This is a genomic window from Wolbachia endosymbiont (group A) of Ancistrocerus nigricornis (assembly GCF_947250785.1).
In the GTDB taxonomy this organism is placed as follows: Bacteria; Pseudomonadota; Alphaproteobacteria; order Rickettsiales; family Anaplasmataceae; genus Wolbachia; species Wolbachia pipientis.
Genome location: NZ_OX366348.1, coordinates 940,449 through 958,337, shown reverse-complemented (window position 1 = coordinate 958,337; position 17,889 = coordinate 940,449). Strand labels below are relative to the sequence as shown.

The following is a 17,889-nucleotide window of genomic DNA, read 5'->3' as shown; positions in this document are numbered from 1 at the left end:
GATAATATGGGATGAAGGCAAAAAAACATTAGCTATGTTCTTTTCACAACAATGCATCTCTTCATTCCCGCTAAGTCATATACATATTCCTGAAAAGCTAATTCGTATGAGGGGATTATTTTGTCAATATTGCTTTGATCTTCACCTATCTCCAATATCGCAAACCCATTTTTTTTAAGGCACTTTCTCAATATTGGAAAAATGCTCAAGTAACAGCTCAAACCATCAATACCACCATCAAGGGCAATTCTTGGTTCCTTTTGCACTTCAGCTTGCAAGTCTTTCAATTTGCTTCTTTTAATATATGGAGGATTACTGATTATAAGATCGAATGAACCTCTGCACTCTGTCCACGAACTTGGAAATATTTTGGCTCTGCTGAGAAGATCATGTTTTTTTGTGTTCTGATAGGCAACTTTATATGCTTCCAAGCTTTTTTCAAAACCGACGCCAACAGCATATTCATACTCACTAAGTACGGATATCAATAAACAACCTGTGCCTGTACCAAAATCTGCAATTTTTAGTTTCTGTTTTTTGTTTGGGTAATATTTTAACACTGCTAGGATTATTGTTTCACTATCTGGCCTTGGATCTAAAACATGCTGGTTAACTATAAAATTTTTACTCCAGAATTCACGATTACCTATTATTTGCGATATTGGATATCTTTCCGCTCTTTTTTTTGTTAATTTCCAAAATAAAAGTTCTTTCTCCATCGGCACTTGATCAGCATGGTTCACAATTATAAATGATCTTTCCACTCCAAGTACGTGCTGCATGATGATTTCACAATCTAAATGTGGTGATTCAACTTTATGTGACGATAATAACTCCGATCCTTCTTGAATTAAAGTGCTGATTGTTTTCATTATTCTAAAAATATGTTTCTTTCAGCCAAAAATAGCAAGATGAGCTTCCAGTTTAGGGTAGCTGCACTAAATCCCAGTGTCAAGCACGCAGCTGTACGAACATTGCAATTTGCAGATCCAAGTAGCTTGACTACTTGGATCCAGCTAAGTTGGTGAGCATAAAAGTATAGCTAATGCGAGCTTTACGTCATACCGTCACGGTATCTCTAGATTCCGCTAACACGTAGCGGGACGACGAGGTCAGGGTTTCATCCTAGTACCTTCTCCTGTCATCCCAGTGCCCTGACTACTTGGATCCAGGAAAAAGAATGGTGTCATCCAAGTAGCCTCCCTCCCCTGTCATCCCAGTGCCCAGACACTGAGATCCAGAAAAGTTTGCTTGTAAGCAAGCAAACTAGCACAGAAAGTGGTTACAACATTTTCGATGAGATTATATGGAAAACTGGATTCCAGTGTCAAGCACTGGAATGACACCTTCCTGCCCAGTTCATGTTGCCATAAATATTAAGAAATTTACCAAGCAAAAAAAAGGCAAAAGAAGCCCTAGTCATTGTCTATTTTCAGTATTGGCGTTTTTTAAGTCTTAAACACTGCAATTTAGCTGCTTTTAAATGCAACTCACCTTAGTTTAAATGTTTAAGAAATTTACTAAGCAAAAAAAAGGCAAAAGATATCCCGTATTAGCTAGTTGTCACTCTCTAATCCTGCAAATTGGCGTACTATACTGTCTTAAACGCTTTATAAGCGCGTTTCAGCTTATATAGGTAAAAACCCAGAAATGTTGTGAAGAAGTAAAGTGTGCATAGTGCAAAAAATTAAAAATAAGACGCCAATTACGTAATACTGTTGTCATTTAATCTGCACAGATTGAAGATAAATGAATACCTTCAGTACCATGATAATGGGGCTGGCGAAGGGTGTCAAGTAAGTTTTTTCGTTTCTACTGAATGACAGTTGTGGCTTGGGAGGTAGTGCAAGAAGTCTACTGATGGCTTTCAAGGCAGTTGAGCTTAATTATTAGAGTAGTAATGTTTATTTTTATATTGACTATTGAGGTTTATTATTTTATAACTAAAAACTTAGTTATTTTAATGAGCTTGAGTTTATAACATATGCCTACGATAAATCAATTAATACGTAAGGGTAGATTAGGATTGACCCATAAGAAAAAGGTACCAGCTTTGGGAGAAAGCAACCCTCAAAGGAGAGGTGTTTGCACTAAGGTGTATACTACAACTCCTAGAAAGCCTAACTCAGCACTCCGTAAAGTAGCCAGAGTAAAAATTAGTGGGTATGGTGAAGTGACGGCTTATATACCTGGTGAAGGTCATAATTTACAAGAACACTCTGTTGTTTTGATACGTGGTGGGCGGGTTAAAGATTTGCCAGGTGTGCGTTATCACATAATAAGAGGTGCCCTTGATCTGCGTGGTGTGCAAAATCGAAAGAAAGCTCGTTCAAAATATGGTGTAAAGAAATCTGGTTAAAGTTTATGGCTCGTCGGAATAAAGCAAAAAAAAGAGAAATAAGTCCTGATTCGCGTTACGGCAGTGTTTTGCTGATGCGTTTCATTAATACAATCATGAAATGTGGTAAAAAATCTACTGCAGAAAAGATTATCTATGACGCTTTGTCTTTAGCTGAAAAGAAAATAGGCGAAGGTGGGTTATCAATTTTTGAGACAGCAGTAGGAAATGTTACTCCTTCTATAGAAGTGCGTTCTCGACGCATTGGTGGTGCAACTTATCAAGTACCTGTTGAAGTTCGACAAGATAGAGCGGTTTCTTTAGCGTTAAGGTGGATTGCTAAAGCAACTTCTGCTGCTCGAAAAAAGAGTGGAAAAACCACTGTTGATTGTTTGCAATCTGAAATACTGGATGCTTATAATAAACGCGGTGGTGCGTTTAAGATGTGCGAAGAAAAATATAAAATGGCTGAAGCTAATAAGGCATTTTCTCATCTTCGTTTTTAATGTTAGCTAATTAATTGTGATATGGAAATTGGAATATCTAAATACAGAAATATAGGGATAATGGCTCACATAGATGCTGGTAAGACTACCACAACAGAGCGTATTTTATTTTATACTGGTAAGCAAAATAGAATTGGTGAAGTGCACGATGGTGCAGCTTCTATGGATTGGATGGAGCAGGAAAAAGAGCGTGGTATTACAATCACATCTGCTGCAACAACATGTTTTTGGAATGATCATAGGGTCAATATAATAGACACTCCTGGTCACGTTGATTTCACTATTGAAGTTGAGAGATCTTTAAGGGTTTTGGATGGTGCAGTTGCTGTATTTGATGGAGTTGCTGGAGTTGAACCTCAATCTGAGACAGTGTGGCGTCAAGCTGATAAATATAGCGTTCCTCGTATCTGCTTTGTTAATAAGATGGATAGAATAGGGGCAAATTTTTATCGATGTGTTGATATGATAAAGACGAAGCTTGGTGCAGCACCTTTAGTTATTCATTTACCAATAGGGAGTGAGAAAGATTTCAAAGGTATAATTGACCTTATTTCTATGAAAGCCATTATATGGCAAGAAGAAACGTTGGGCGCTAAATTTTCTTATGAAGATATTCCTTCTGATTTGCTTGATAAGGCTCAAGAATATCGAAATCTTTTATTAGATGCTGCAGCTGAGATGGATGATGAAGCGATGAATACTTACTTTGAGTCTAATGATCTGCCAGTGGATTTACTGAAAAAATGCGTGAGAAATGGGACCATTAAAGGAAAATTTGTTCCTGTGTTATGTGGATCAGCTTTTAAAAATAAAGGCGTACAACCACTTTTAGATGGTGTGGTTGACTTTTTACCTTCTCCTATTGATGTTGATGTAATTGTTGGAATTGATCCTAAAGATTCAGAAAAGAAAATTGAGGTCAAACCTTCAGAAAAAGAGAAATTTGTTGCTCTTGCATTTAAAGTGATGACGGATAAATTTGTAGGCAGCTTGACGTTTATCCGTATTTATTCTGGTAAATTAAAGTCTAAATCTACCGTTTCAAATGCGTTAAAAAACGAAACTGAAGGGATTGGCAGAATGTTACTTATGCATGCAAATAACCGAGAAGATATAACTGAGGCTAGGGCTGGAGATATAGTTGCTTTAGTTGGGCTAAAGAAAACAACCACCGGAGATACTTTATGTTCTGTTGATTTTCCTATATTATTGGAGCGTATGGAATTTCCTGAGCCTGTTATTGAAATTGCTGTAGAACCTAAAACCACTTCAGATCAGGAAAAATTAGGTATTGCTCTAAATAGGTTGGTTGCAGAAGATCCTTCTTTGAGAATGTCAGTAAATGCGGAAAGTGGCCAGACTATATTGAAAGGCATGGGTGAGCTCCATCTTGAGATTATTGTTGATAGAATGAAGCGCGAATTTAACGTTGAGGCTAACGTCGGTGCTCCTCAGGTTGCATATCGTGAAACTATCACTAAATCTGTTGAAATTGATTACACTCATAAAAAACAATCTGGTGGAGCTGGTCAGTTTGCTAAGGTTAAAATAAAATTTGAACCTCTTGAGCCTGGTTCTGGGTTTCAATTTGAAAGTAAAATTGTAGGTGGTGCTATTCCAAAAGAGTATATTCCTGGGGTAGAAAATGGCTTGGAGTTGATAAAAGAAGGTGGTATAATTTCGGGATTTCCGTTGATTGATTTTAAGGCTACCCTTCTTGATGGTGCTTTTCATGAGGTTGATTCTAGTCCTTTAGCTTTTGAACTTGCTGCTAAAGGTGCTTTTAAAGAGATGGCAAATAAAGCTGGTCCAAAAATGCTGGAGCCTATAATGAAAGTTGAAATCATTACTCCTGAAGAATATATGGGTGATGTTATGGGTGATATAAATAGTAGAAGAGGAAATGTTGCTGATATGCTCGATTTAGGTAATAATAGTAAAATAATTACTGCTTCGGTACCTCTTGCAAATATGTTTGGTTATATCAACGTTTTGCGTTCTATGTCTCAGGGAAGGGCGCAGTATAGTATGCATTTTTCTTGTTATGAGCAAGTGCCACAATATGTGGTTGATGAGTTAAAGTTAGAGTATAATTAAGGGTAATAATTATGACAGCAGTAGTGGAAGTATTTGGAAAGCCGCATGTAAATGTGGGAACAATAGGACATGTGGATCATGGGAAGACGACGTTAACAGCGGCGATAACGAAGCATTATGGAAATTTTGTAGCGTACGATCAGATAGATAAAGCGCCAGAAGAAAGGAAGAGGGGGATAACGATAGCAACAGCGCATGTTGAGTATCAGACGGAAAAAAGGCATTATGCACACGTTGATTGTCCTGGACACGCTGACTATGTAAAGAACATGATAGTAGGTGCAGCACAGATGGATGCGGCGATATTGGTAGTGTCGGGGGTTGATGGGCCAATGCCACAAACGAGAGAGCATATATTGCTGGCGAAGCAGGTAGGTGTTGGATATATCGTGGTGTATATAAATAAAGCTGATGTTGCTGATGCTGATATGATAGATTTAGTAGAAATGGAAGTGAGGGAATTACTGAGTAAATACGGATTTCCAGGGGATGAAGTGCCTGTGGTGGTTGGTTCAGCGCTCAAGGCGCTGGAGGATGACAGCAGCGAATATGGAAAGAAATCAATAGATAAATTGATGGAAAAGTTAGATGAATATGTAGCGGTTCCACCAAGGCCTGTGGATTTACCATTTTTATTGCCAATCGAAGATGTATTTTCGATATCGGGGCGAGGAACAGTGGTAACAGGAAGAATAGAGAAGGGAGAGATAAAGACGGGAGAAGAGATAGAGATAATAGGTCTGAAAGCGACGCAAAAGACGATATGCACAGGTGTTGAGATGTTTAAGAAGTTGCTGGATAAGGGAAGTGCAGGACTCAATGTAGGAATATTGTTAAGAGGAACAAAAAGAGAAGAAGTGGAGAGAGGGCAAGTATTAGCGAAACCGGGGACGATAACACCGCATAGAAAGTTTAAGGCGGAGGTTTATATATTAAAGAAAGAGGAAGGAGGAAGGCATACACCATTTTTTGCGAATTACCAGCCACAGTTTTATTTAAGGACAACGGATGTAACTGGGAGCATAAAATTGCTAGATGGGAAGGAGATGGTAATGCCAGGAGATAATGTGAGTGTAGAAGTAGAATTGCAAGTACCGATAGCAATGGATAAGGGATTGCGTTTTGCGATAAGAGAAGGCGGTAGAACTGTTGGTTCTGGTGTTGTTTCTGAAATTTTGGAGTGAGAGTTTGAGTTATAGGAGTGTAGCTCAATTGGTAGAGCGCTGGTCTCCAAAACCAGAGGTTGTAGGTTCAATTCCTATCGCTCCTGCATTAATGTTGTGGTGGAAATGTTAAAAAGTTTGTGTGGTTTTTTCTGTGATATAAAGCAAGAAATACGAAGAATTGCTTGGGTAAAGAAACAGGAGGTGTTGTCATCTCTATTTGTTGTAATGATTGTTATATTATGCTTTTCGATTTTCTTCTGTTTTGTGGATTTTATGTCTCTTTACGTAATTAAGGCTTTATTTGGAATTATTTATGGAATGTGAATATAAATGGTATATCATTAAAGTTGATTATGGATATGAGCAAAACATACGCGAATTGGTAAGTAATGCTGTTTATTTTAAGGAAGTGTTTATTCCTTATCAAACGGTATGTAATTCAAAGTCTGATATAAAAGAATTATGTGAAGTGTATGTATATATGCATCTGTGTGATGAAAGCAAAAATATTTTGAATCAAACGCCTGGATTCTGCAGTGGCGAATCTGGTGATTTTGAGATGATTTCAGATGATGAGATAAGTTTAAAGTGTAAAGAATTTAATAGATATAAATGGTATATCTTGAGAGTTGCTTCCAATTGTGAAGAGAAAGTGCGCCAACATATATTGGAAAATTCTATGAGATTGGGTGTTAATGATTACTTTAAGGAAGTTTTTATTCCATATGAAGAGCTAAGTGAAGTAGAGTTGAAATCTAAGAAAATTGCTACACGAAGGAAATGCTTTCCTGGTTATGTCTTTTTATACGTGAATTTATGCGATGAAGTATTGAATTTTATCAATAATATACCAAAATCTCTTAAGGTTTATGGATTTTTGAAAAACGGTAATATTCCAAAGGTGATTTTGGATGATGAGATTCACTCAATGTGTAATGCACTTTATAATGCTCAAGAGACAAAGAAGTTAGGTTATGGTTATGAAAAAGGTGAAAAAGTGAAAATTAATGATGGTCTTTTTCAAAATTTTACTGGTAAGGTAAATATGGTAAACGATGAGAAAAAAATTATTAATGTGGAAGTATCGATTTTAGGTAAGCCGACAATAATAGAGCTTGATCTGGCTCAAGTAGAGAAAATAGAGGATTAATTATGAGTGTTATAGTTGCTAAGATTAACTTACTTATGGAAGCTGGGAAAGCAGTTCCAGGACCGAAAATTGCTTCAGTACTTGGTCCACGTGGTATACCTGTTCCTAAGTTTTGTGAAGCTTTTAATAAAGTTACTAGTGCTGCTAACGCTAATTATAAAGTAGGCGATTTAGTAACAGTGCGAATTTCCATAAAGGATGATCGCTCTCATGATTTTACTGTCAGCGGTCCGCCTGTGGCTTATTTACTTAAGCAGGAGGCTAAATTAAGTAAAAGTTCTGGTAATCCTGGTAAAGAATTAGTGGCTAAATTACCTATGTCTGCTATAATTAAAGTAGCAAAGTGCAAGATGGTTGATATGAAAGTGGATAATGAAGATTCAGCAGTGAAAATGGTTGTAGGCACTGCAAAATCTATGGGTATAGAAGTTGTGGAAGGTTAGGTAAATGAATACATATAATGATAATCCTAAGCAGTGTTTGAAGAAGATTGTTGAGTCTGCTTCAGCAAAATTTAATGAATCAGTTGATATTGCGGTCAATTTAGGCGTAGATTCACGTAAATCTGAAGAGCAGGTGCGTGGTACAGTAGTTTTGCCTAAAGGTATCGGGAAGAATATTAAAGTAGCTGTTTTCGCTCAAGATAAACATTTATTAGAAGCTGAAAAAGCTGGTGCTGATATTGCAGGAGGAGAGGATTTAGTTGAAGAAATAAAAAAAGGTAGAAAGTTAGATGTTGATTGGTGCATTACTACTCCTGATTTTATGGCAAAAATCACTCCTATTGCAAAAGTATTGGGTGCTAAAGGGCTGATGCCTAACCCTAAATTTGGTACTGTGACTTCTAACATTGCAGAAGCTATTAAAACCATTAAGTCTGGTCAGGTAAAATTTAGAACAGATAAAAATGGTGTTATTCATGGTAAATTAGGAAATATTAAATTTGATATTGATGACTTGCTAGAAAATTTAAAAGCCTTTCTTAAAGTAATTAAAGATAATAAACCTATTTCTGCGAAAGGAATTTACTTTAAGAGTGTTTTTTTAAATTCAACTATGGGTAAAGCTTATAAGATAGGCAAAGTGGAAGATATAATTTAAGGGAGTGATACCGTGAAGCGTAAAGATAAGGATGAATTTATACAGAGCACAATAAACGTATTTGTAAATAATGATTTCTTGATATTAGTAAATTTTAAATCTATAAATGCTAATGATTCATTAACTCTGAGGAATAGTCTGAAGTCTATAGCAGGTGGGGTATTAGTAGTTAAAAACACTCTAGCGCGCTTGGCTTTGGAAAGGACTGGTAAATTCTCTTATTTATCAGGCAAATTTTCCGGTCCTGTTGCTATTATATACTCTAGTGGCATAGTAGAAGCTGCAAAATTAATAGTTGATTTTACTAATGCTAACAAAGAAAAAATGTCTGTGATTTGCGCAGCTCATTTAAATGAATTGTTAACAGTGGAAGATGTTAATAAACTGGCTAAGTTGCCTTCTCTGGATGAATTGCGTGTTAAAATTATGCGTTTAATATCTTATGATATTCCTGCTCGGTTAGCGTTGTCTATTAATTCATCTTCTATGAGGCTTATGAGAGTTTTGGATTATTATAGTTCTAAAAAATAAATTTGTTGTTAAGTAAGGTGGTAATTATGAGTAATGTAACAAGTGATTTGGTTGATAAAATATTATCTTTAAACCTATTAGAGGCTTCTGAACTTGTAAAAGTTTTAGAAGAGAAAATAGGGTTGCCTGCTGGTTCTTTTCTTGGTGGAGCTGTTGGTGCTGGGGCGCCTATTGGTGATAATGCTGCTGCTCCTGCTGCTCAAGAAAAAGCTGAGTATAAAGTTGTGATTAAAGAAATTGATGCGAGTAAAAAAATAGGAGTTATTAAAGCTGTGAGAGAGGTTAATTCTACATTGGGTTTAAAAGAAGCAAAAGAGTTGGTTGAATCTTTACCTAAAGATTTGACTGCTAATGTTCCTAAAGACGAAGCAGAAAAAATCAAGCAAAAACTTATTGAAGCAGGAGCAACTAAAGTGGAGCTTGAATAATATTTAATGTATTAATTTTATATTGATATAGCTCTTTTAATTAGTTTGGGGTATTTTAATGGTTGATTCTTCTTATATGTACGCTTCTGGTGCTTTTGTTCCTAGAGTTTCTTATTCTAGGTCGATTGATTTAAAAGATTCTTTATTGGATTTGGTTAAGGTTCAAAAAGAATCATATGATTCTTTTACTCCTAAGAATAAGGGTAATGAAAGACTTGAAGTTATCTTTCATACAATCTTTCCAATAAATGATCCTTTGCGTAGGGCTACTATTGAGTTTATAAGTTGTAGGGTAGATGATCCTAAGTATGATGAATCTGAGTGTATAAAGCGTGGTGTAACTTTTTCTGCTCAGGTTATTGCTTCTATACGTCTTGTTGTTATGCAGGATGGTATTTCTCTTGATGAATATAAATCGATTAAAGAGAGTGGAGATCATTCTAAACTTGCAACCGTTGTAAAATCTATAGAAGAGCAGAAAGTCCACTTTTGTGGGTTGCCTATGATGACTGATAAGGGCACTTTCATCATTAATGGTGTGGAAAAAGTTATCGTCTCACAAATGCATAGGTCTCCTGGTGTATTTTTTGATAGCGATAAGGGAAAAACTTACAATTCTGGTAAATTGATCTATTCTGCTAGAATTATTCCTTATAGGGGTTCTTGGCTTGATATTGAATTTGATGTTAAAGACCATTTGTATTTTCGTGTTGATAGAAAAAGAAAATTGCCAATTTCAGTTTTATTAAAGGCGTTGGGTCTATCAAATAATGATATACTCGATAGATTTTATGAGAAAATAAAGTATGTAAAACATAAAGATGGTTGGAAAGTGCCTTTTGTTCCTGATAAATTTAAAGGAGTGAGGCTGCCTTTCGACTTAATGGATATTGAAGGTAATGTGCTGCTTAAAGCTAACGTTCGTATTACCTCAAGACTAGCTAAAAAGCTATATGATAATGAATTGAAAGAGTATCTGGTTCCGTTTAATTCTATATGTGGTTTATTCCTCGCAGAAGATTTAATGGATAGTGCTAGCTCTACGAAAATTTTATCTGCTGGTGAATCTATAAAGCTGGAAGACATAAAGAAGCTTGAGTTATTATCTGTAGATGAAATATCAGTGTTGAACATAGATAATTTGTTTGTTGGACCTTATATATTAAATACGCTTTTCTTAGATGAAAACATGTCTTATCAGGATGCACTATATGAAATATATAGAGTTTTGCGTCCTGGTGAAGTTCCTGTTTTAGAGATAGTAGAAGAGTTTTTCCGTAATCTTTTCTTCAGTCCGGAATATTATGATTTGTCTAACATTGGTAGGTTGAAGCTTAACTCTTACCTTGGATTAAATTATGATGAGGATTTAACTGTTTTAACGCATGAAGATATTATTGAAATTGTGAAAAAAATAGTATTGTTACGTGACGGTCAAGGATCTGTAGATGATATTGATCATTTAGGAAACAGAAGAGTAAGATCAGTTGGAGAGTTTATAGAAAATCAATTTAGAACTGGGTTGTTGAAATTGGAACGCGCAATAGTTGATTCTATGTCCACTTCTAGTTTAGATAAAGTTTCTCCATCTGATTTTATTAATCCAAAAGTGTTAACTAATGTCTTAAGAGATTTCTTCAATTCTTCTCAATTATCTCAATTTATGGATCAGACTAATCCGTTATCTGAAATAACACATAAAAGAAGGTTATCCGCGTTAGGTCCTGGCGGTTTAACAAGAGAACGGGCAGGATTTGAGGTGCGTGATGTTCATCCAACTCATTATGGAAGAATTTGCCCTATTGAGACTCCTGAAGGGCAAAATATAGGGTTAATCAACAGCTTAGCTATATACGCGCGTATTAATAAATATGGTTTCATTGAAAGCCCTTATAGAAAAGTAGTCAATAGGGTTGTTACTGATCAAATTGAGTATCTTTCTGCTATAGACGAAGGCTCACATCATATAGCTGACACTAGCGTAAAGCTTGATGAAAATAATTGCTTTGTTGATGACATGCTATACTGTAGATATGCTGGTAGCTTCGTCATGGTAAGTAGCGACCAAGTTAGTTACATTGACGTATCTCCTAAGCAGGTAATATCAGTTGCAGCTTCCTTGATTCCATTTTTAGAAAATGATGATGCTAATAGAGCATTAATGGGCTCAAATATGCAACGTCAGGCCGTACCTTTATTGAAGCCTACCGCTCCTCTGGTTGCTACTGGTATGGAGTCTTTTGTAGCTTCTGGCTCTGGTGCTGTAGTTTTAGCAAAACGCGATGGCATAGTTGATAGTTCTGATAGTAACTCTATAGTTATACGTGCTTTTGATAAAGAAAGGGTTAACTACTTGGACGTAGATATTTATCATCTAAGGAAATTTCAGCGTTCTAACCATAATACTTGTATTAATCAAAGACCGCTAGTGTGCGTAGGTGATTATGTTAAAAAGGGTGATGTAATAGCTGATGGTCCTGCAATTAACAGTGGTGAGTTGGCGCTTGGTAAAAATTTGCTAGTCGCTTTTATGTCTTGGCAAGGTTATAATTTTGAAGACTCTATTATTATTTCTAGTGAAGTTGTTAAAAAAGATCTCTTTACTTCTATTCATATAGAAGAATTTGACTGTGTTGTACATGATACCCCTTTAGGATCAGAAAAAATAACTCGTGCTATACCTGGTGTTAATGAAGAAAATCTATATCACTTGGATGATAGTGGTATAGTGAAAATTGGTACAAGAGTTGGTCCAGGCTATATTCTGGTAGGTAAAGTTACACCTAAACCTTCTCTTTCATTGCCTCCTGAAACGAAGTTATTAATGACAATTTTTGGTGAAAAGTCATTCGATTGTGCGGATTCCTCTTTATATACATCTCCAGATGTTGAAGGGACAGTAATTGATGTACAAGTCTTTACACGCAGGGGGGTTGAAGAAAATGAAAGGGCATTACTCATCAAACAAAAAGAGATAAATGACTTTGAGGAAGAGCGAGATTATATAATCAATGTTACTAGTGAATATTTCTATGATGAACTGAAGAAACTTCTTATTAATTCTGGTTCTCAAGATCGAGAAAAATTTGACTCTATTGAACGTGAGCAATGGTGGGGTATAGGATTAAAAAACCAATCCATTTCTGAGCAAGTTAAGAGCTTAAAAAAAGATTTTGATGAAAAAGTATCACATGCAATAGCACAGTTTAAGCGAAAAGTAGAAAAATTACATGAAGGTTATGACCTGCCTCAAGGTGTGTCGATGTCAGTAAAAGTTTTCATTGCTGTGAAACATAGTCTGCAACCAGGGGATAAAATGGCTGGTAGACATGGAAATAAAGGTGTGATTTCTCGAGTTGTGCCAGTGGAAGATATGCCTTATTTGGAAGATGGTACTCCTGTTGATATTATTCTTAACCCTCTTGGTGTTCCTTCACGAATGAATGTAGGGCAAATACTGGAAACGCATGTAGGTTGGGCTTGTAGAAAATTAGGGGAAAAGGTAAGTAATATTCTCGATGAGATCAATAAGATCAAAAGTGCTTTTTGCAAGGGAATTAGGTCCCTTAACGATGATAATTTTACACAATTTGCAGTAGCATACCTTGATAATAAAAAAATTGAAAATATTGATGATGATGAAATAACGGCTTCTGTTTTAAATACACCTAATAAGAATGCACTAAATGACGAGTTGAATGAGTTAGTAGAGAACTATTTGAACTCTTGTAAAAGTTCATACAGCAATTTACGTAACTTCCTGATTGAGGTTTATAGCTATGGCAGTAACGTATCTATCTGTAATGATATTCGTAATATTAGTGATAATAATCTCATTGAATTTGCACGCAAATTACGTGATGGCGTTCCTGTTGCTGCACCTGTATTTGAGGGTCCAAAAGATGAACAAATAGCAAAATTATTTGAACTTGCTGGTTTAGATAACTCTGGACAAGCTGTATTATATGACGGTTGCAGTGGTGAAAAATTCGACCGCAAGGTTACAGTTGGTTACATGTACATGCTTAAGTTGCACCACTTGGTTGATGGTAAAATTCATGCGCGTTCAGTAGGGCCTTATAGTTTGGTTACTCAACAACCTCTTGGAGGAAAATCTCATTTTGGTGGTCAGCGTTTTGGTGAAATGGAATGTTGGGCATTACAAGCCTATGGTGCTGCTTATACTTTGCAGGAAATGTTAACTGTGAAGTCTGATGATATTAATGGTAGAGTTAAGATTTATGAATCGATAATAAAAGGTGACAGTAATTTTGAATGTGGAATTCCTGAATCCTTTAATGTGATGATAAAAGAACTACGTTCTTTATGTTTAAATGTAGATTTAAAGCAAAATGATGTAGTGATTGAAGATATATCTCACACTAACATTGCACAACCTTTTAATGAGGTTAGCATATCGATTGCTAGCCCTGAAAGTATTAAGCGTATATCTTGTGGTGAGATAGAAGATGTTTCAACTGCAAATTATCGTACGTTCAAAGTTGAGAAAGGTGGATTATTTTGCCCCAAGGTTTTTGGCCCTGTCAATGACGATGAATGTTTATGTGGAAAATACAAAAAAAGAAGACACAGAGGTCGCATATGCGAAAAATGCGGAGTAGAAGTTACATCTTCTAAAGTAAGAAGAGAAAGGATGGGTCATATAGAGCTTGCATCTCCTGTTGCTCATATATGGTTTTTGAAATCGCTTCCTTCAAGAATTGGAGCATTATTGGATATGTCTCTCAGAGATATTGAGAATATTTTATATAGCGATAATTATATCGTAATAGATCCTCTTGTTTCGCCTTTTGAAAAAGGTGAGATTATTAGTGAAAAAGCTTATAATGAAGCTAAAGATAGCTATGGGATCGATAGTTTTGTAGCTATGCAAGGTGTTGAAGCTATAAGAGGGTTGCTAACGCGCCTTGATTTACATGAAATTAGGAAGGATTTAAGACTAGAATTAGAATCTGTTGCTTCTGAGATAAGAAGAAAGAAAATTATAAAGAGATTGCGTATTGTTGAAAACTTCATTAAATCTGGAAATAGGCCTGAGTGGATGATACTTACAACTATACCTATTTTACCACCTGATTTGCGTCCTTTGGTATCGCTTGAGAGTGGTCGTCCTGCAGTTTCTGATCTGAATCATCATTATAGGACTATTATTAATAGAAATAACAGGTTGAGGAAATTGTTGAGCTTAAATCCTCCTGAGATTATGATTCGTAATGAAAAAAGGATGTTACAAGAAGCAGTTGATTCTCTTTTTGATAATAGTCGTCGTAATACTTTGGTAAATAAAGCTGGTGCTGTTGGATATAAAAAGTCCATTAGTGATATGTTAAAAGGAAAACAGGGTCGTTTTCGCCAGAACCTCTTAGGAAAAAGGGTAGACTACTCTGGACGTTCTGTAATAGTTGTTGGTCCAACTTTGAAACTAAATCAGTGTGGATTACCAAAAAGAATGGCTCTTGAACTATTCAAACCTTTTGTTTACTCAAAGCTTAAGATGTATGGTATGGCTCCAACTATTAAGTTTGCTAGTAAGTTGATAAGAGCAGAAAAACCAGAAGTTTGGGATATGCTTGAAGAGGTAATAAAAGAGCATCCTGTTTTGTTGAATAGAGCGCCTACGCTACATAGACTTGGTATTCAGGCTTTTGAGCCAATCCTTATTGAAGGCAAAGCAATACAGCTTCATCCGCTTGTCTGTACGGCGTTTAATGCTGATTTTGATGGTGATCAAATGGCAGTGCATGTGCCAATTTCATTGGAAGCTCAGCTTGAAGCTAGGGTGTTGATGATGTCCACTAATAACGTTTTAAGTCCTTCTAATGGCAGACCGATTATAGTTCCTAGTAAAGATATAGTACTTGGTATATATTATCTGACTTTACAAGAACCTAAGGAAGATAATTTACCATCTTTTGGTGCTTTTTGTGAAGTTGAGCATTCCTTGAGTGATGGTACTTTACATATTCATTCTAGTATAAAGTATAGGATGGAGTATATTAATAGCAGCGGTGAAACTCACTATAAAACTGTTTGTACAACTCCTGGCCGTTTAATATTATGGCAAATTTTTCCTAAGCATGAGAATCTAGGCTTCGATCTAATAAATCAGATATTAACAGTCAAGGAAATAACTGGTATAGTTGATTTGGTATATCGTAACTGTGGTCAAAGTGCTACAGTGGCATTTTCTGATAAATTAATGGTACTTGGCTTTGAGTATGCCACATTTTCTGGTGTCTCTTTTGGTCGTTGTGATATGGTTATACCTGAAACTAAAGCTACACATGTTGATCACGCGAGGGGTGAAATTAAGAAATTCTCTATGCAATATCAAGATGGGCTAATAACTAGAAGTGAGAGGTATAACAAGGTTATAGATGAATGGTCTAAGTGTACGGATATGATAGCTAATGATATGTTAAAAGCAATATCTATATATGATGGAAATAGTAAGTACAACTCAGTGTATATGATGGTTAACTCTGGTGCAAGGGGTTCTACTTCACAGATGAAACAGCTAGCAGGAATGCGAGGGCTCATGACCAAACCTTCTGGTGAGATTATAGAAACACCTATAATTTCTAATTTCCGTGAAGGATTGAACGTATTTGAATACTTTAATTCTACTCACGGTGCGCGTAAAGGTTTAGCTGACACTGCACTTAAAACTGCAAACTCTGGATACTTAACTCGTCGTTTAGTTGATGTATCTCAAAATTGCATAGTTACAAAGCATGACTGTAAAACAAAAAATGGTCTTGTTGTGAGAGCTACAGTTGAAGGAAGTACTATAGTTGCATCTCTAGAGAGTGTTGTGCTGGGTAGAACAGCCGCAAATGATATATATAACCCAGTGACAAAAGAATTATTAGTAAAAGCAGGGGAATTAATTGATGAGGATAAAGTAAAGCAAATCAGCATTGCAGGTCTTGATGTTGTAAAAATTAGATCGCCTTTAACTTGTGAAATAAGTCCTGGTGTATGTTCTTTATGTTATGGAAGAGACCTTGCAACTGGTAAAATTGTTTCAATAGGTGAAGCAGTTGGTGTTATAGCTGCTCAATCTGTTGGAGAGCCAGGTACTCAGTTAACGATGCGTACTTTTCATATAGGTGGAGTAATGACTAGAGGCGTTGAATCCTCGAATATTATAGCTTCTATTAATGCTAAAATAAAGTTAAACAATAGTAATATAATTATAGATAGAAACGGAAATAAAATTGTGATAAGCCGTTCCTGTGAAGTCGTGTTGATTGATAGCCTTGGTAGTGAGAAGTTGAAGCACAGTGTACCTTACGGCGCTAAGCTTTATGTAGATGAGAGTGGGTCAGTAAAAATTGGCGATAAAGTTGCGGAATGGGATCCTTATACATTGCCTATTATCACGGAGAAGACTGGTACAGTGTCTTATCAGGAATTAAAAGATGGAATTTCGATCACTGAAGTGATGGATGAATCTACAGGAATATCAAGCAAAGTAGTAAAAGACTGGAAATTGCATTCTGGTGGAGCTAATTTACGTCCTCGTATTGTGCTGCTTGACGATAATGGTAAAGTAATGACACTCGCAAGTGGCGTTGAAGCATGTTATTTTATACCAATCGGTGCAGTGCTCAATGTACAAGATGGCCAGAAGGTTCATGCAGGTGATGTTATTACAAGAACACCAAGAGAGTCAGTTAAAACTCGTGATATTACTGGTGGTTTACCGAGGGTTATAGAGTTATTTGAAGCACGTCGTCCTAAAGAGCATGCTATTGTTAGTGAGATAGATGGCTATGTAGCGTTTTCTGAAAAAGACCGTAGAGGAAAACGCAGTATATTAATTAAACCTGTAGATGAACAAATTTCTCCAGTTGAATATTTGGTATCAAGAAGTAAGCATGTAATAGTCAATGAAGGTGACTTTGTACGTAAAGGTGATCTATTGATGGATGGTGACCCTGATCTCCATGATATTTTACGTGTGCTTGGGTTAGAAGCTTTAGCGCACTATATGATTTCTGAAATACAGCAAGTTTATAGATTGCAGGGTGTTCGTATAGACAATAAGCATTTAGAGGTGATCTTAAAACAAATGCTACAAAAAGTGGAAATTACTGATCCTGGTGATACTATGTACTTGGTTGGCGAAAGCATTGACAAGCTGGAAGTTGATAGGGAAAATGATGCTATGAGTAACTCTGGCAAACGGCCTACTCATTATCTTCCTATTCTGCAGGGGATTACTAGGGCAAGTCTTGAAACTAGCTCCTTTATTTCTGCTGCCTCTTTCCAAGAGACAACAAAAGTACTTACAGAAGCAGCATTCTGCGGGAAGAGTGATCCTTTAAGTGGATTAAAAGAAAATGTTATAGTAGGAAGATTAATTCCTGCTGGTACAGGTTTGATTATGAATAAGATCAGAGCACTTTCACTTTGTGATAATGTGGATAAATATGAAAAATATTTTGATATTGAAACTTATGACGAGGAATGGTTGATGGATAATGGTTGTCATTTACACTCTGGTGAGGAAGAGAGCGTAGTGGCATACGATCAGTCGAATTGA

The 17,889-nt window shown here is 36.1% G+C and carries 12 protein-coding genes and 1 tRNA gene; 12 read left to right on the top strand and 1 reads right to left on the bottom strand.

From position 1 onward, the window contains the following. Nucleotides 1-32: 32 nt before the first annotated feature. Complete coding sequence (gene prmC / locus OOK90_RS04845) at nt 33-872, bottom strand: peptide chain release factor N(5)-glutamine methyltransferase (protein WP_010962305.1); 840 nt, start codon at nt 870-872, stop codon at nt 33-35. Between the two features lie 1,112 nt (nt 873-1,984). On the opposite strand from prmC, the gene rpsL reads away from it, so the two are divergent. From rpsL to OOK90_RS04785, 12 genes are all read left to right on the top strand, one after another. Then, a complete protein-coding gene (rpsL, locus tag OOK90_RS04840; RefSeq protein ID WP_006279787.1) occupies nt 1,985-2,359 on the top strand; it encodes a 30S ribosomal protein S12 in 375 nt (124 codons plus the stop codon). Nucleotides 2,360-2,364: 5 nt separating this feature from the next. Continuing rightward, the gene (gene rpsG / locus OOK90_RS04835; protein ID WP_007549313.1) at nt 2,365-2,844 is read left to right on the top strand and encodes a 30S ribosomal protein S7; all 480 of its coding nucleotides are present in this window, start codon (nt 2,365-2,367) and stop codon (nt 2,842-2,844) included. Nucleotides 2,845-2,865: 21 nt separating this feature from the next. Then, nucleotides 2,866-4,941, top strand: coding sequence for an elongation factor G (gene fusA / locus OOK90_RS04830; RefSeq protein WP_010962308.1), 2,076 nt, complete (start codon nt 2,866-2,868; stop codon nt 4,939-4,941). An 11-nt stretch (nt 4,942-4,952) separates the two neighbouring features. Beyond that, nucleotides 4,953-6,125: an elongation factor Tu gene (gene tuf, locus OOK90_RS04825; protein ID WP_264705807.1), complete on the top strand. Its 1,173-nt coding sequence runs from the start codon at nt 4,953-4,955 to the stop codon at nt 6,123-6,125. 13 nt (nt 6,126-6,138) lie between these two features. Further along, nucleotides 6,139-6,211: transfer RNA gene (locus OOK90_RS04820), tRNA-Trp, on the top strand. A 19-nt stretch (nt 6,212-6,230) separates the two neighbouring features. Beyond that, on the top strand, nt 6,231-6,431 hold the full coding sequence (secE, locus tag OOK90_RS04815) for a preprotein translocase subunit SecE (protein WP_022626186.1): 201 nt from the start codon (nt 6,231-6,233) through the stop codon (nt 6,429-6,431). Continuing rightward, entirely contained in the window at nt 6,421-7,257 is an 837-nt protein-coding gene (gene nusG, locus OOK90_RS04810; RefSeq protein ID WP_070356705.1) for a transcription termination/antitermination protein NusG, read from the top strand. Before secE ends, nusG begins: the two co-directional genes overlap by 11 nt. A 2-nt stretch (nt 7,258-7,259) precedes the next feature. Next, nucleotides 7,260-7,700, top strand: a complete 441-nt coding sequence (locus OOK90_RS04805) for a 50S ribosomal protein L11 (protein WP_006279541.1) — start codon at nt 7,260-7,262, stop codon at nt 7,698-7,700. A gap of 4 nt (nt 7,701-7,704) precedes the next feature. After that, nucleotides 7,705-8,358 carry a 50S ribosomal protein L1 gene (rplA, locus tag OOK90_RS04800; protein ID WP_264705806.1) on the top strand — a complete coding sequence of 218 codons (654 nt, stop codon included), beginning with the start codon at nt 7,705-7,707 and terminating at the stop codon, nt 8,356-8,358. A 12-nt stretch (nt 8,359-8,370) separates the two neighbouring features. Beyond that, nucleotides 8,371-8,889 (top strand): 50S ribosomal protein L10, encoded by a 519-nt coding sequence (rplJ, locus tag OOK90_RS04795; RefSeq protein WP_006279539.1) that lies wholly within the window; start codon nt 8,371-8,373, stop codon nt 8,887-8,889. Between the two features lie 26 nt (nt 8,890-8,915). Further along, nucleotides 8,916-9,317 (top strand): 50S ribosomal protein L7/L12, encoded by a 402-nt coding sequence (rplL, locus tag OOK90_RS04790; protein ID WP_007551887.1) that lies wholly within the window; start codon nt 8,916-8,918, stop codon nt 9,315-9,317. A 58-nt stretch (nt 9,318-9,375) separates the two neighbouring features. Further along, nucleotides 9,376-17,889: a DNA-directed RNA polymerase subunit beta/beta' gene (locus OOK90_RS04785; protein WP_264705805.1), complete on the top strand. Its 8,514-nt coding sequence runs from the start codon at nt 9,376-9,378 to the stop codon at nt 17,887-17,889.

Coding starts and splice junctions, on each gene's coding strand:
- rplL (WP_007551887.1), top strand. CDS start 8,916: ATGAGTAATGTAACAAGTGATTTGGTTGATAAAATATTATCTTTAAAC.
- nusG (WP_070356705.1), top strand. CDS start 6,421: ATGGAATGTGAATATAAATGGTATATCATTAAAGTTGATTATGGATAT.
- rpsG (WP_007549313.1), top strand. CDS start 2,365: ATGGCTCGTCGGAATAAAGCAAAAAAAAGAGAAATAAGTCCTGATTCG.
- tuf (WP_264705807.1), top strand. CDS start 4,953: ATGACAGCAGTAGTGGAAGTATTTGGAAAGCCGCATGTAAATGTGGGA.
- rpsL (WP_006279787.1), top strand. CDS start 1,985: ATGCCTACGATAAATCAATTAATACGTAAGGGTAGATTAGGATTGACC.
- rplA (WP_264705806.1), top strand. CDS start 7,705: ATGAATACATATAATGATAATCCTAAGCAGTGTTTGAAGAAGATTGTT.
- OOK90_RS04785 (WP_264705805.1), top strand. CDS start 9,376: ATGGTTGATTCTTCTTATATGTACGCTTCTGGTGCTTTTGTTCCTAGA.
- fusA (WP_010962308.1), top strand. CDS start 2,866: ATGGAAATTGGAATATCTAAATACAGAAATATAGGGATAATGGCTCAC.
- OOK90_RS04805 (WP_006279541.1), top strand. CDS start 7,260: ATGAGTGTTATAGTTGCTAAGATTAACTTACTTATGGAAGCTGGGAAA.
- prmC (WP_010962305.1), bottom strand. CDS start 872: ATGAAAACAATCAGCACTTTAATTCAAGAAGGATCGGAGTTATTATCG.
- secE (WP_022626186.1), top strand. CDS start 6,231: ATGTTAAAAAGTTTGTGTGGTTTTTTCTGTGATATAAAGCAAGAAATA.